This window comes from Acidiferrobacteraceae bacterium (assembly GCA_037388825.1).
Lineage (GTDB): Bacteria > Pseudomonadota > Gammaproteobacteria > Acidiferrobacterales > JAJDNE01 > JARRJV01.
Window position 1 is genome coordinate 1 of the sequence record JARRJV010000044.1, and the last position, 13,212, is coordinate 13,212.

Consider the following 13,212-nt stretch of genomic DNA (forward strand, 5'->3'; position numbering starts at 1 on the left):
CACCCTGGTTCCCCAGGGTACTGAATCTCGTTGCCGTCCTGATGCTTGCCAGCGGAGCGGCCCACTGGACCTGGGCCCTCATCCACCCGCCGGTGGCCCCCGTAACCCTGCCCGCCGAAGTCGTCGCGATCCCGTCGGCGCCCACGTCGGCGGACACGCTGGTATCAGCCCATTTGTTCGGCCAGGCCGATGTCGCGACGACCGGATCCCTGGATAGCATTCCGGTGTCGAGCCTCAACCTGGTGCTGAACGGTATCATATCGGCCGGCAGTGACAGCCACGCCCTGATCAGCGTCGATGGCGGTGAACAGGCAGCGTTTGCGGTCGGCGACGAGGTTACGACCGGAGTCACCCTTGCTGCTGTCTATGATGACCGCGTCATCATTTCCCGTGGCGGCAAGAAGGAAAGCCTGCTGATGTATGAGGAGACTGGCAGTTCCTCAGTGACCGGGCTGCCCTCTCCCACTACCGGTCCCGCGGTAGTCCCCATGGGGAGAGACCGTTTCAATCTGTCCCGCAGCCAGCTCCAGAACCAGTTGCGCCGACCGGACGTCCTGGCCCAGGCCCGCATCGTACCCTATGGTGGTGGCGGATTCATGGTGCGTTCCATAAACGGGAACAGCATCTTCTCCCGGGCCGGCCTGAAGCGCGGTGATGTAATCAAGAGCATCAACGGCCAGGCCCTCAACAACTACGAAGACGCGATGCGGATTCTGAACAGCGTGGGTGGGATCGACAACGTCCAGGCCTTCGATCTGGAGATCATGCGTCACGGCAAGCCCCGGCAGCTTCACTACAATATTCAATAACAAGTAACCGGTACCCGCATGTTCAGAAACAACACACGGTTGTACGTAACCCTACTGGCCGGCACGCTAACCCTGGCATGGGTCAGCCTTGCCCTGGGAGCGGACGTGGCAACACCTCCGAGGGCGCCGGCGCCTAAACCGGCGCCCAGTTCAGCGAGCCCGATCCAGCAAGGCAGCAACGGACGGATCACCCTGAATTTCCAGGGCGCCGACATTCAGGCGGTCATCAAGACCATGTCGCAAATGACGGGAAAGAACTTCCTGCTTGACCCACGGGTCAAGGGCAAGATCACCATTATTTCGGCACGATCAGTTTCGCGGTCCGCCGCCTATCAGATCTTCCTGTCCGCACTTCGTGCCCAGGGCTTCACCGCCACGCCGGGCCCCGGGGGCGTCGTCAATGTCGTCCCGGTGGGCGAAGGCAAGCAACACGCAAGTACCAGCGCGGGCATTCGCTCGCACGGTGGGGACCAGATGGTTACACAGGTGTTCATCGTCCAGCACGGACAGGCATCGCAACTGGTCCCGCTACTGCGCCCGCTGATGGCACCCACGAGCCAGCTGGCCGCCTATGTTCCCGCCAATGCGCTGATCATTACCGACTATGCCGCCAATACACGTCGTCTGCAGCGCATCATTCAGGAAGTCGACCAGCCTGTGAGCAGTGAAGTCACGATCATCCCGTTGAAAAATGCCTCGGCCCTCGATATCGCCGATCTGCTGTCCAAGCTCGAAACCACCAGCGGTGGCATCCCCCGTCCGGGACCCCGCCAGACAGCAGGTGGACGCGAAGGCGTCACCGTGGTCCCCGACCAGCGCACCAACTCCCTGCTCGTGCGCACGAGCAATCCCGGCCAGCTTGCGCAGATTCGGTCCTTGGTGGCAAAACTGGATACGACGGTCGCACCGGGGGGGAATACCCGTGTCGTGTATCTTCGCAATGCGAATGCCAAGGATCTGGTCGACATCCTGCGGGGGCTGATCGACGCGAACCAGGTGACGGGAAAGACCAAGGGCAAGGACAAGGCCACCACCCCCTCCACCATCCAGGCTGACGAGGCAACCAACGCCCTCATCATCAGCGCGCCCGATGCGGTATACAACAACCTGCGCGGCGTCGTCGAGAAACTCGATATTCGCCGGGCACAGGTCTTCGTCGAGGCCCTGATTACCGAAGTACAGATCGACAAGGCGACCGAACTTGGCTTCCAGTGGGCCGGGGGTACACCCGCGGGCCAGGGCGTTGCCGGCGGCATCGTGAACTTCCCCCAATCCAACAGCACCGGGCTGGGACAGCTTGCAGCAAACCCTGCCAATCTTGCCAATGCCGGCGGCCTTTCCCTGGCCTATCTCGGACCCAAGATCACCCTGCCCGACGGCTCAGTGGTCAACAACCTCGGCGCCCTTGCCCGCGCACTCCAGCAGCAGAATGTGGCCAATGTCCTGTCCACGCCGAATCTGCTCACGCTCGACAACGCAGAGGCCAAGATCATCGTTGGCCAGAACGTGCCCTTCGTCACCGGCAGCTACGCCCAGGCCACGAGCACCAGTACCGTGAACCCGTTTCAGACCATTGAACGCAAGGACATTGGTCTCACTCTCAAGATCAAACCGCAAATCTCTGAAGGCGGCACCATCAAGATGGACGTGTCCGAAGAGGTCTCAAGTGTGTCGCCAACCGCCGTCGCCGGTGCTACCGATCTTGTAACCAACAAACGATCCCTGGACACCAAGGTGATCGTCGACGATGGCCACACCGTGGTTCTCGGTGGCCTGATCGAGGACAACAACCAGAAGAGCCGGCAGAAAGTACCGATCCTGGGCAGCATTCCCATACTTGGCGCCCTGTTCCGGTATGACAGCAAGAAGAACGTTAAAACCAATCTGATGATCTTCCTGCGTCCAACGATCGTGCGCACTGCCGCGGACAGCTATCGCGTGACTGCCGACCGCTACCGTCGCCTCCTGGGCCGTACCGGCGGCGTCACTCGCGACCAGCAGCCCATGGTGGATGACTTCGCACCCAAACCGGAGATTGAACGCAAGGATACCTCCAAACAGACAACGGACTCCGAAAAGCCGGCAGCAACGGATTCCGGCACAAGCCCGGAACCGGCCGCCCCGAACGCGGCAGACAGCAGCAGCCAGGAACAGACCGATTCCGGTCCAGCCACCGCGCCGCCGGACACAGCCTCGGATACGGCACCGACAGACAATCAACCATGAGCGAGCTGCAAGCCCTGGATCGCGAGGTCAGTCAGGAACTGCCCTATCACTTCGCCAAACGCCATGGCGTAATCAGCGCGCGGCGGGACGGCGAAACGGTGGAGGTCTGGGCCTTGCCCGGCGCGCGGACGGAGATTCTGGCAGAACTGGGGCGCGCCCTGGGACACCCGCTGCGGATCGTGGAGCTTGCCGAGGACGAATTCAATCGCGCCCTGAATCGCGCCTATGAACGTGGTGTAAATGAAGCGGCCGATATCATCGGCGATATGGGCGAAGAAGTCGACTTGAACTCGGTGGCCCAATCCCTGCCCGCGGTCGAGGACCTTCTTGAAACCGAGGATGATGCACCGGTCATCCGTCTGATCAATGCGCTGTTGAGCCAGGCGGTACGTGACAACGCCTCGGACATCCATCTCGAACCCTTTGAGACAAACTCCACGGTCCGCTTCCGCCTGGACGGGGTGCTGCGCGATGTGATGGACATCAAGAAGGCATTGCACAGTCTGCTGGTATCGCGTGTCAAAGTCATGGCACGCCTTGATATCGCCGAGAAACGCCTTCCCCAGGACGGCCGCATGTCCCTGAGGCTGGCCGGCCACCCGGTGGACGTTCGCGTTTCGACCTTGCCCACTGCCCATGGTGAACGCGTTGTCCTGCGCCTGCTCGACAAGCAGGTCGGCCGATTGCAACTGACCGGACTCGGCATGGCCGATGATACGCTGAGCTCGCTGCGCAAGCTGATCGAACAGCCCCATGGCATCATTCTTGTGACTGGACCCACGGGCTCGGGCAAGACCACTACCCTCTATGCCGCGCTGTCGGAACTGGACACCGAACGGCTCAACATCATGACCGTGGAAGACCCCATCGAGTACGATCTCGAAGGGGTTGGACAAACCCAGGTCAACGGCAAGATCGACCTCAGCTTTGCCCGCGCCCTGCGGGCGCTCCTGCGCCAGGATCCCGATGTCATCATGATCGGTGAGATCCGTGACCTGGAGACCGCGCAGATTGCCGTGCAGGCCAGTCTGACCGGTCACCTCGTACTGGCTACACTGCACACCAATGACGCCCCCGGCGCAATCACCCGCTTGGTCGACATGGGGGTGGAGCCGTTCCTGGTCGCCTCCAGCCTGATCGGCGTGGTGGCGCAACGACTGGTGCGACGCCTTTGTCCCGCGTGCAAGCAGCTCCACAAGCCCACAGCTGCGGAGCGCGAACAACTGGGAGCAAAGCCTCGGGAAAAACTGCAGATCTACACCGCTGGCGGATGCCCCGCCTGCAACCAGACCGGGTACCAGCATCGAAGCGGCATTTATGAACTCCTTGCCGTGGACGAGACCCTGCGCGAACTGATCCACGAGGGAGCATCGGAAGCGGACATGCGCAAGCACGCGGTTGGCTCCGGCATGCGCGCACTGCGTCAGGACGGATTGCGCTGGGTCCGTGCCGGCGAGACCAGCCTGGAAGAAGTCATCCGCGTTTCCCGCGAGTAGGCCCGTGCCCGCTTATCACTATCAGGCCCTGGACAACCGTGGTCGCACGATCAGCGGAGTCATGGAAGGCGACGCCGACCGGCAGGTCCGCGCCAGCCTGCGGGAACAGGGACTCACACCCCTGCAGGTCGACCCCGTGGCCGAGCGCAAACGCGGTCCTCGTTTTTCGCTGCATTGGCGTCCGGGAATCAGCAATGCCGATCTTGCCGTCATCACGCGCCAGTTTGCGACACTTGTTCAGGCCGGCCTGACCATTGAGGAATCCCTGTCCGCCATCATCGATCAGAGTGAGTCCGCCCGTACCCGCGCGGTCGTGGCCGGTGTTCGCGCCCGCGTGGTCGAAGGCCAGTCTCTCGCCGCCGCTCTTGCCGGGTTTCCCGCTGCGTTCCCCGAACTGTACCGCCGCATGGTCGATGCCGGGGAACAAAGCGGACGCCTGAGCGAAGTGATGGAACGCCTGGCAGTGTTCACGGAAAATCGCGAGGCGCTCAAACAGAAAGTCGGTCTCGCCTTTCTGTATCCGGCGCTGGTTATCTTCATCGCCCTGCTGGCCATTACCGGTCTGATGATCTACGTGGTGCCCCAGGTAACGCGCGTGTTCCTGAACACGGGACAGGTGCTGCCAATACCCACGCGTATTCTGATGGCCAGCAGCAGTTTCATCCGCCATTTCGGTTTTGCGCTACTGGGGATCGTGGTCCTCGCGGGCATCGGCTTTCGCATGTTGTTGCGCAATGATGAATTCCGATACCGCTGGCATCTCTTTCTTCTGCGCCTGCCCATCGTGGGCCGCACCTTGCGCGGACTGAATGCCGCCCGTGTCGCCAGCACACTGGGAATCCTGACCTCCAGCGGGATCCCCCTGCTGGCGGCCTTGCAGGCAACCGCCGATATCCCGGGGCTCCTGCCCATGCGGGCCTCCATTGAGGCCGCGGTACGCGAGGTGCGCGATGGCGGAAGCCTCTCCCGGGCGCTTGCCCGTGGGGGGATGTTTCCACCCATGATCGTACACCTGATCGCCAGCGGCGAGGCCACGGGCCGGCTGGACGCCATGCTCGCTCGCGCAGCGGAAATCCAGTCCGCGGAACTGGACAACCGGGTACGGGCCCTGACGGCCATTCTTGAGCCTGTGCTTCTTCTGGTTACCGGAGGCATAATACTGTTCATTGTCCTGGCTATCCTGCTGCCGATTTTCAACATGAATCAACTCGTAATGTAAATGGAATGCACCGATGAACCTTCGCACTCATAACAAGGGATTCACCCTGCTGGAAATCATTATCGTTGTGGTTATCCTTGGTATCCTGGCCGCATTTATCGTTCCGAACATCATGGGCAAACCGGACCAGGCGAAGGTCGTCGCCGCAAAGAACGATGTTCGCACACTGGTCAGCGCGTTGAAGATGTATCGCCTGGATAATGGCCGGTATCCCAGTACGGACCAGGGCCTGAAGGCCCTGGTCGAGAAGCCGACCAGCGGAGACATTCCGTCCAACTGGCAGAAAGGGGGATACATCGAACATCTGCCCAAGGACCCGTGGAAGACACCCTACCAGTATCTGAATCCAGGCATCCACGGTGACATCGATGTCTTCAGCTTCGGTGCCGACGGAAAGCCGGGCGGTGACGGCTACGACGCCGATATCGGAAATTGGGACGACTCCGGCAAGTGAAGCAAGCACGACAGAACGGGTTTACCCTGTTCGAAATTGTCGTTGTCATCGTCATTCTCGGAATCATGGCCACGGCGGCGGCGCTCTATCTCAAGCGCGACCCCGCCGCCGGGGTCCGCGAGCAGGCGCAACGCCTCGCCGCCCTCCTTCAGAACCTGAGACAGGAGGCGATCCTCGAGGGAACCATCTACGCCGTACAGTTCGGTACGGACAAATACCAGTTCCTTCGCCTGAACGAAAAAGGCGAACTGTCCCCGGTCAAGAACGACGATCTGCTTCAAGCTCACCAGATGCCTGCCGGAATTCATCTAGAGATCGCAGGGCAGAAAGAGGACGCCAAGTCCATCCAGGGGCTCGTGTTCACCCCCACGGGCGAGGTCCCGGATTTTGAAGTCCTCTTTGACCAAAAAGGGCACCGGTGGCAGGTGCGGCGTACGGCAGACGGCGATATCGCCGCCGAGACTGCGCAATGAAAGCTCGCCACACCCCCGGTTTCACCCTCATCGAGGTCCTGATCGCGCTTGCCATTGCCGCCATCGCGCTCGCTGCCATCTCCCGCGTCGTCGCCCAATCCATCGACACAACGGCGGCACTACGGGATCGTGAACTGGGAACCTGGGTTGCACAGAACCAGCTCGCGCAACTGCGCCTGACTCATGCCTGGCCGCCTACGGATACAAGCGATGGCGAGACAAAGATGGCCGGGCGCAAGTGGCGCTGGACCCAGGTCGTTGCGAGCACTCCCTATGCCCAATTGCGACGCGTGGAGATTACGGTTGGCGTCGGCAAATCCAAACACAACGTGGCCGAATTGACTGGTTTCCTTCGCAAGCCGGAGGGCGCGCCGTGACCTCGACCATGAACCGGTCGCGTGCGTTTACCCTGCTCGAGATTCTGGTCGCCATCTCGATCTTCGCGGTCATTTCAGCGATCTGCTACGCCACCCTGAACCGTGTGATGGGCGACAGTCATATGCTCGATGCGGAACGCACGAAATGGACCCGCCTTGCCATTGCCTGGTCGATGATCGAAGACGATTTTGCCTTTGCACGGAATCGCGGCATTCGTGATGCGATCGGCGAAAGACTTCCTGCCTTTATCGGGCAGCCTACTGATCCGCGCGCGGTTGCCCCACCCACGGTAGAGTTTACCCGGGGTGGCTTGTGGGCCCTTTCGACTTCAGACAAGCCGCTCCTGGCCCGCATCGACTACCGCTTGAAGGATCGTCAACTGATACGGGAGACCTGGCCAAGCCTGGATCGCGCGCCCGATGCGAAACCCTCGGTGCAGATACTCCTGAACGGGGTTACACAGTTTGAAGTTCGGTTCATGAATGCCAGCGCACAGTGGGTCGACCACTGGCCGGAAACGGGGGCATCAGCAAAGCTGCCCAGGGCCGTGGAAGTAACCCTGCAGACTCCGGATGTTGGACCGACTACACGCATACTCGAGGTGGCACACTAGCATGAGGATGCCGCCGCAGATTCGGCAATCCGGCCTGGCACTGATTACGGTCATGTTGGTCGTTGCCATTGTCGCTACCATCGCGACGTTTCTGAGTCTGAACCAGCAGATCTGGATCCGTCAGGCGGAAAACATCCGGACGGCGGCCCAGGCCAACGCGGTGCGCCAGGGCGCGGTCGATGCCGCCGGCGCCTTGCTGGATGAGGACGCGAAATCCAACAAGGTGGACAGTTTGGCCGAACCCTGGGCCCGGGTCCTGCCACCGTTTGCTTTCCGCGATGGAAGTGTGTCGATTGCCATCGAGGACGCCCAGGGCCGGTTCAACATCAACAACCTGCTCAAGGACGGTAATCCGAGCACCGACGACATCGGTGTCTACACGCGGCTGCTGGCCTATCGCGGGCTGGACCGCCATCTGGTCGACACGCTGATTGACTGGATGGATTCAGACAGGCGAACGCGCCCGGGTGGTGCCGAGGACGTGGATTATCTCAGCGACAACCCGTCCTACCGTACCGCCAACCAGGCGCTGGTCGATGTCAATGAGCTGCGCCGCGTTCGCGGTTATACCCCGAAGGTGATGGCGGCACTGTCGGATCTGTTGATTGCGCTTCCCGAACGAACCGCAATCAACGTGAATACCGCGCGACCCGAGGTGTTGGGCGCCCTGTTCGCCTCCATGGACCTGGATGCGGCCAAGAATCTAGCCCAGAATCTGGCCAACTCACCTCTCAGCAGCACGGGCGACCTGGCCAAACGGGCCCCCGGACAGACCCTGTCCAAGGCGGCAACTTCTGTCAATTCGACCTATTTTCTGGTGTCGGTTCGGCCGGATCTGGGGCGTTACCACCAGACGACAGTCACCCTGCTTCATCGGCCCGGCGGCAGCAAGCCCTCCGAGGCCCTGTGGCAAACCCGCCCGGTCATTATCGTGGCTAAGTCTCCCACCAGCGAGTAAAATGATAGAAAATTCAGCAGATTTGTCCCGCCCTTCCGGCAGGGAAGCATCAATTTCATGGCCACTTTGTTTGACCAACTGACAGCAAGTATCAGCAATGTGCACAGCGCCGGCCGTGCCCGACCAGCCGCGCCCGCCGGGCAAATGCTGGAATTGCGCCTGCTCCCCGGGTGGCCCGAGGAAGGCGGACTCGATTGGTGTCTGCGCGACGGCAATACGGTAGCCGCCGAAGGAAGCGTGCGCACGCCGGCCGAACTGCCCTCAGACATCCGTGTGGCCCGCGTCCATGTTTGGGCTCCCGCCAGGGACGTTCTGTTGACGTCCGTGCAGTTGCCAACACGCTCCCGGTCGCAGATCGCCCGCGCCCTGCCGTTTGCCCTGGAAGACCAGCTTGTCTCTTCGCCCGAGGACCTGCACTTCACCTGGGAACGCCGGGACCAGGAAGAACTCGCGGTGGCCGTAGTCGCTTCATCCGTGATGCAGCGCTGGCTCGAGCCCCTGCTCAAGGCACATATCCACCCGCAGACCCTGGCGCCCGCGACCCTGTCGCGCCCCTGCCTGAATCATAGCTGGATTGTTTCCTATTCGGGTACTGACAGCTGGATACGAACCGGTTCGATGAGCGGCTTCGGATTCACCCCACCCGATGACTCCTCGGTGCCGCTTCTCCTCCGCAAGGCCATGGAGTCCGCACGCGCGAAGGATTCCGTTCCGGAAGCGGTCGTCGTCAGTCACCCCCCGGAGGGATTCGATCCGGAGGCCTGGAAGCAGGCCCTCGGTGTGGAGATTCTCGTTGAACAGGCTGACTTCTGGTCTGTCAGCGACCCCCACGCGGCAACACTCAACCTTCTGCATGGTGAATTCGCGCCCGTCCGGAGACACATTCCGGTTCCCCGCACCATTCTGCCCGCCGTCATCATGATCGCCGTATGGCTTCTCGGCAGCGTGACAGTAACGACCATCGAATGGTGGCAACTGTCGTCGCGGGACCACAGCTTGCGCACGCAGATGACCGATATCTTCAGCCGTACCTTTCCCGACCAGGCCAGTCTGGTCGTGGATCCCTATCGACAGATGCAGCGCAATCTGAATCGCGCTGCTGGATCCGGTGCACAATCCGGACTGAGCGAGATGCTTGCGCACATTGCCCCGGGACTGGCCGGCGTAGCGGCGGGTGCCTTGCACACCATTGACTATCGCGACGGGGCCGTGGATTTGTCGCTGACTGTACCCAGCTACAAGGATCTGGAGAGCGTGAAATCGGCCCTGCAACAATCTGGCTTCGGCATTGACGTACGAAACAGCACAAGAAATGACAAGGGTGTTACAGCCCGGATTCACTGCGTCCCGAACAGCGGGGGATCCTCGTCATGAAGGAACTTCTGGCCAAGGCACGCAACCATTGGAACCGGTTGAGTTCCCGCGAACGGGGTCTGCTGGCCGCGGCCGGCCTCTTTTGTGCATTCGCCCTGCCCTATGCACTGCTGTGGCTACCCATGGTCCACGATCTCGAAAAGTTGCGCGCAAATGTGCCACTGCACGAGGCCCAGCTTGCGGAGATGCGCAAGCAAGCCGCGACCGGGCCTCGCAAGGCCAGCACACAGAATCCTGCAGGAGCCTCCGAAACGGATCTGTCGACCACGATCGAATCAAGCGCCACAGCCCTGGGCATGCGTGATGCGATCGCCCGTATGGATACGGATAGTTCGCGCCATGTCCGGCTAAAGCTTGCGAATGCCGAATTCGATACCCTGGCGAAATGGATATGGCAGATGGAACACGACCTCGGGATACGGGTCCTGTCCGCGAATATCACGGCGAGCAAGGAGCCAGGCCGGGTCGACGCCAGCCTTCGCATCGATCATTGATCAGCATCCGTCACCCCCGCCGCTGGCTGATTGCCACGGGGATCGTCGCCTACTTCATTTCCCTGCTGGCAACGCTTCCAGCCGCTTGGCTCGCGTTCGCGATCTCCCGCGCCAGCGCGAACCAGGTAATGCTGCTTCAGCCACGGGGGTCCGCATGGTCCGGCCAGGCCCAGTTGGTGCTGGCGACGCCCCCCGCCACGCCTGTGTATATCGGCGCCGTGCGGTGGTCCCTGAGCCCCTGGCGGACTCTCACGCTCTCCGTGCATTCGCGAATCACCCTGCAACGGAAACATGGCCTTGCACAGGCGACCGTCGATCTGCGCCGCAGTGGACTGACCCTGACCGGCGTGCGGGCCGATCTGGATGCCGCCACGCTCGCCTCTCTCGTACCCGCTGCATCCTTCCTGGGCATCGGCGGGCGCGTCATTGTCCACGCACCGATGCTTCGCCTCGGACCGGGCAATCTTGGAGGAAATGCGCGCGTGGAATGGGATGAGGCCAGAATTTCCACCCTGGGCTCCCGCCCCTTTGGCTCCTACCGCGCCAGGGTAACCGCGGAAAAGGACACACTGCACCTTGATCTACGGTCGGCCACGGGTACCCTTCGAATTCTGGGGACGGGAAGCTGGGCCCCGTTTACCACGGGCCAAATGGTATTTCAGGGAACCATCGAATCACTGGATCCGACTCGCATTCCCTCAAACGCACTGTCGGTGATCGGCCGCGACGCGGGAAACGGCAAGCGATCAATTCAATTTCGTCAGACGCGACGGCTGGCGTGGTTCGGCGCCCAGGCGCCGGCCGTATCGGTTTCCGCCACACGCCCCCTGCATTAGCGCCCGAGGACGCGGCGAACCGGAGCGAAACTGCGCCGATGGACCGGAGCTGCGCCATGTTGCCTCAGTGCCCGCAAGTGCACCGGCGTCGGGTATCCCTTGTGGCGCGCGAAACCGTAGTTCGGATACAGGACATCCAGTTCACACATAATCCTGTCCCTCTCTACCTTCGCCAGTATTGAAGCGGCCGAAATGGCCTGGAAGCGGTCGTCTCCACCTACAACCGCGTGGGTCTCCATCTCCAGGTCCGGAATGTGATTACCATCAACCAGAACGATACGCGGGCTTCGATGCAGCCCTCTAACGGCGCGCACCATCGCCTGTAGGGAGGCGCGCAGAATATTCAATCGATCAATCTCCTCGACCGAGGCCTCGGCGATGGACCATGCCAGCGCCCGCTCGCGTATCGTGCCTGCGATCCGCTCCCGCTTTTTGGGGGCGATCTTCTTCGAATCCGCCAGTCCCTCGATCGGTCGGCGGGGGTCCAGGATCACCGCCGCGGCTACCACCGGCCCGGCCAGGGGACCACGACCGGCCTCATCGACGCCAGCCAGCAGGTCGTCGGCACTACGGTGAAGGGACGATAGCCATTCCTGATCGTCCATCTCATCCCCCGGGCGATCGACCATCGGTTTCTGCAAGCACCTCACACACGGCTTCCGCGGCCCTTTCACTGGCGCCCTGCCTGAGAGATTCCATTATTCGCGCCATCTCCCGGACCACCTCGTTGCGTTGCTCAGGGTGCGTAAGGAAGAACTCCACGGCCTTGCCAATCGCAACTGGTGTCGCATGATGCTGGAGAAACTCCGGAACCAGCTCCCGACCGGCCAGATTGTTCACCATCGATACCAGCTTGACATGCGCGAGCATGCGCAGCAGAAGATAGCTGGGCCAGGATACCTTGTAGGTAACAACCATGGCACGCTGCAACAGCGCTGCCTCCAGCGCCGCCGTGCCGGATGCAAGGACAACTACGTCCGAAGCAATCATGACATCCCGGGATTGCCCGACCAGTACAGTCAGCGGAAGGTCGCCCGCCCCGTTGCGCGCGAGCGCATCGAGAAACAGGGCACGGGTCTCTTCCCCAACAAAGGCCGCTACGAATTCCAACTTGCTGTTACGCCCGTGTAGCCACTTTGCGGTCTTGACCAGCAAATCTGCGTGTCTCCGCAATTCACTACGGCGACTGCCCGGCAACAGGCCGATGATCACACTGTCGTCCCGAAGCCCAAGCGTTTTGCGCACCGCCATTCGATCCGGTACCTTGTAGAATGCGTCGGCAAGCGGGTGCCCAACATACGTCACCGGAATACTCTGTTTGCGATACAGTTCTTCCTCAAAGGGAAACAGCACAAGAATCCGGTCAACGGCCTTGCGAATATCGTTGATTCGGTAGCTGCGCCACGCCCAAATGGTTGGACTGACATAGTGGACTGTCCGTATCCCGGCGGATCGCAGCTTCCTTTCAAACCCGATATTGAATTGCGGCGCATCGATTCCAATGAATACATCCGGGGGGTTGAGCAGGAAGTGGCGCAACAATCGACGACGCATGGCCAGAATGGACCAAAGGCTGCCAAGCAGCTCAGTGATGCCGACAATTGAGAGGCGTTCCATCGGGAACAGACTACGGCAGCCTTCGGCGCGCATGAGCGGGCCGGCGATGCCCTCGAACTCCACTCCCGGAATGCGCTCCCGCAGGGCCTGGATCAGGCCCGATCCCAGCACGTCGCCAGATGCCTCGCCGACAACAATGCCGATTCGAACCGGTCTTGGCGACTTCATATCAGCTGCGGATGATCCCCCGTTCCGATTCCATGACAAATGAACGGAGCTGCCCGACCTCGGGGAGGTCTTCCCCCAGCGGGCCCAGCTGCGCAAC

14 protein-coding genes are annotated in these 13,212 nt (G+C 61.5%); 12 read left to right on the forward strand and 2 right to left on the reverse strand.

The genetic code is table 11. From position 1 onward, the window contains the following. The 12 genes from P8X48_09185 to gspN all read left to right on the forward strand — a co-directional run. A partial coding sequence (locus P8X48_09185; protein MEJ2107487.1) for a type II secretion system protein N occupies window positions 1-809 on the forward strand: 809 nt, incomplete at its 5' end. Between the two features lie 18 nt (window positions 810-827). Further along, window positions 828-3,035: a type II secretion system secretin GspD gene (gene gspD, locus P8X48_09190; GenBank protein ID MEJ2107488.1), complete on the forward strand. Its 2,208-nt coding sequence runs from the start codon at window positions 828-830 to the stop codon at window positions 3,033-3,035. Further along, the gene (gspE, locus tag P8X48_09195) at window positions 3,032-4,531 is read left to right on the forward strand and encodes a type II secretion system ATPase GspE (protein MEJ2107489.1); all 1,500 of its coding nucleotides are present in this window, start codon (window positions 3,032-3,034) and stop codon (window positions 4,529-4,531) included. Before gspD ends, gspE begins: the two co-directional genes overlap by 4 nt. Before the next feature lie 4 nt (window positions 4,532-4,535). Continuing rightward, window positions 4,536-5,750 (forward strand): type II secretion system inner membrane protein GspF, encoded by a 1,215-nt coding sequence (gspF, locus tag P8X48_09200; GenBank protein ID MEJ2107490.1) that lies wholly within the window; start codon window positions 4,536-4,538, stop codon window positions 5,748-5,750. Between the two features lie 13 nt (window positions 5,751-5,763). Beyond that, window positions 5,764-6,204 carry a type II secretion system major pseudopilin GspG gene (gene gspG / locus P8X48_09205; protein MEJ2107491.1) on the forward strand — a complete coding sequence of 147 codons (441 nt, stop codon included), beginning with the start codon at window positions 5,764-5,766 and terminating at the stop codon, window positions 6,202-6,204. Further along, on the forward strand, window positions 6,201-6,677 hold the full coding sequence (gene gspH, locus P8X48_09210; GenBank protein MEJ2107492.1) for a type II secretion system minor pseudopilin GspH: 477 nt from the start codon (window positions 6,201-6,203) through the stop codon (window positions 6,675-6,677). The genes gspG and gspH overlap by 4 nt, the downstream gene beginning before the upstream one ends. Beyond that, complete coding sequence (gene gspI / locus P8X48_09215) at window positions 6,674-7,054, forward strand: type II secretion system minor pseudopilin GspI (GenBank protein ID MEJ2107493.1); 381 nt, start codon at window positions 6,674-6,676, stop codon at window positions 7,052-7,054. The genes gspH and gspI overlap by 4 nt, the downstream gene beginning before the upstream one ends. Then, a complete protein-coding gene (gene gspJ, locus P8X48_09220; protein MEJ2107494.1) occupies window positions 7,051-7,668 on the forward strand; it encodes a type II secretion system minor pseudopilin GspJ in 618 nt (205 codons plus the stop codon). Before gspI ends, gspJ begins: the two co-directional genes overlap by 4 nt. Window position 7,669: 1 nt before the next feature. Further along, window positions 7,670-8,626 (forward strand): type II secretion system minor pseudopilin GspK, encoded by a 957-nt coding sequence (gspK, locus tag P8X48_09225; protein ID MEJ2107495.1) that lies wholly within the window; start codon window positions 7,670-7,672, stop codon window positions 8,624-8,626. Window positions 8,627-8,683: 57 nt separating this feature from the next. Then, window positions 8,684-10,000 carry a type II secretion system protein GspL gene (gene gspL / locus P8X48_09230; protein MEJ2107496.1) on the forward strand — a complete coding sequence of 439 codons (1,317 nt, stop codon included), beginning with the start codon at window positions 8,684-8,686 and terminating at the stop codon, window positions 9,998-10,000. Further along, a complete protein-coding gene (locus P8X48_09235) occupies window positions 9,997-10,494 on the forward strand; it encodes a type II secretion system protein M (GenBank protein ID MEJ2107497.1) in 498 nt (165 codons plus the stop codon). Before gspL ends, P8X48_09235 begins: the two co-directional genes overlap by 4 nt. After that, a complete protein-coding gene (gene gspN, locus P8X48_09240) occupies window positions 10,491-11,330 on the forward strand; it encodes a type II secretion system protein N (protein ID MEJ2107498.1) in 840 nt (279 codons plus the stop codon). The genes P8X48_09235 and gspN overlap by 4 nt, the downstream gene beginning before the upstream one ends. On the opposite strand, the gene rnhB is transcribed toward gspN, so the two are convergent. Together rnhB and lpxB are read right to left on the reverse strand one after the other, a co-directional pair. Next, entirely contained in the window at window positions 11,327-11,959 is a 633-nt protein-coding gene (rnhB, locus tag P8X48_09245; GenBank protein MEJ2107499.1) for a ribonuclease HII, read from the reverse strand. The two genes, gspN and rnhB, sit on opposite strands and share 4 nt — an antisense overlap. Further along, window positions 11,937-13,115: a lipid-A-disaccharide synthase gene (gene lpxB / locus P8X48_09250; protein MEJ2107500.1), complete on the reverse strand. Its 1,179-nt coding sequence runs from the start codon at window positions 13,113-13,115 to the stop codon at window positions 11,937-11,939. The genes rnhB and lpxB overlap by 23 nt, the downstream gene beginning before the upstream one ends. Window positions 13,116-13,212 lie beyond the last annotated feature (97 nt).

Bases quoted from the DNA above. Each gene is read 5' to 3' on its own strand.
- gspD (MEJ2107488.1), top strand. From the start codon at position 828: ATGTTCAGAAACAACACACGGTTGTACGTAACCCTACTGGCCGGCACG.
- gspE (MEJ2107489.1), top strand. From the start codon at position 3,032: ATGAGCGAGCTGCAAGCCCTGGATCGCGAGGTCAGTCAGGAACTGCCC.
- gspG (MEJ2107491.1), top strand. From the start codon at position 5,764: ATGAACCTTCGCACTCATAACAAGGGATTCACCCTGCTGGAAATCATT.
- gspI (MEJ2107493.1), top strand. From the start codon at position 6,674: ATGAAAGCTCGCCACACCCCCGGTTTCACCCTCATCGAGGTCCTGATC.
- gspK (MEJ2107495.1), top strand. From the start codon at position 7,670: ATGAGGATGCCGCCGCAGATTCGGCAATCCGGCCTGGCACTGATTACG.
- gspL (MEJ2107496.1), top strand. From the start codon at position 8,684: ATGGCCACTTTGTTTGACCAACTGACAGCAAGTATCAGCAATGTGCAC.
- P8X48_09235 (MEJ2107497.1), top strand. From the start codon at position 9,997: ATGAAGGAACTTCTGGCCAAGGCACGCAACCATTGGAACCGGTTGAGT.
- rnhB (MEJ2107499.1), bottom strand. From the start codon at position 11,959: ATGGTCGATCGCCCGGGGGATGAGATGGACGATCAGGAATGGCTATCG.
- lpxB (MEJ2107500.1), bottom strand. From the start codon at position 13,115: ATGAAGTCGCCAAGACCGGTTCGAATCGGCATTGTTGTCGGCGAGGCA.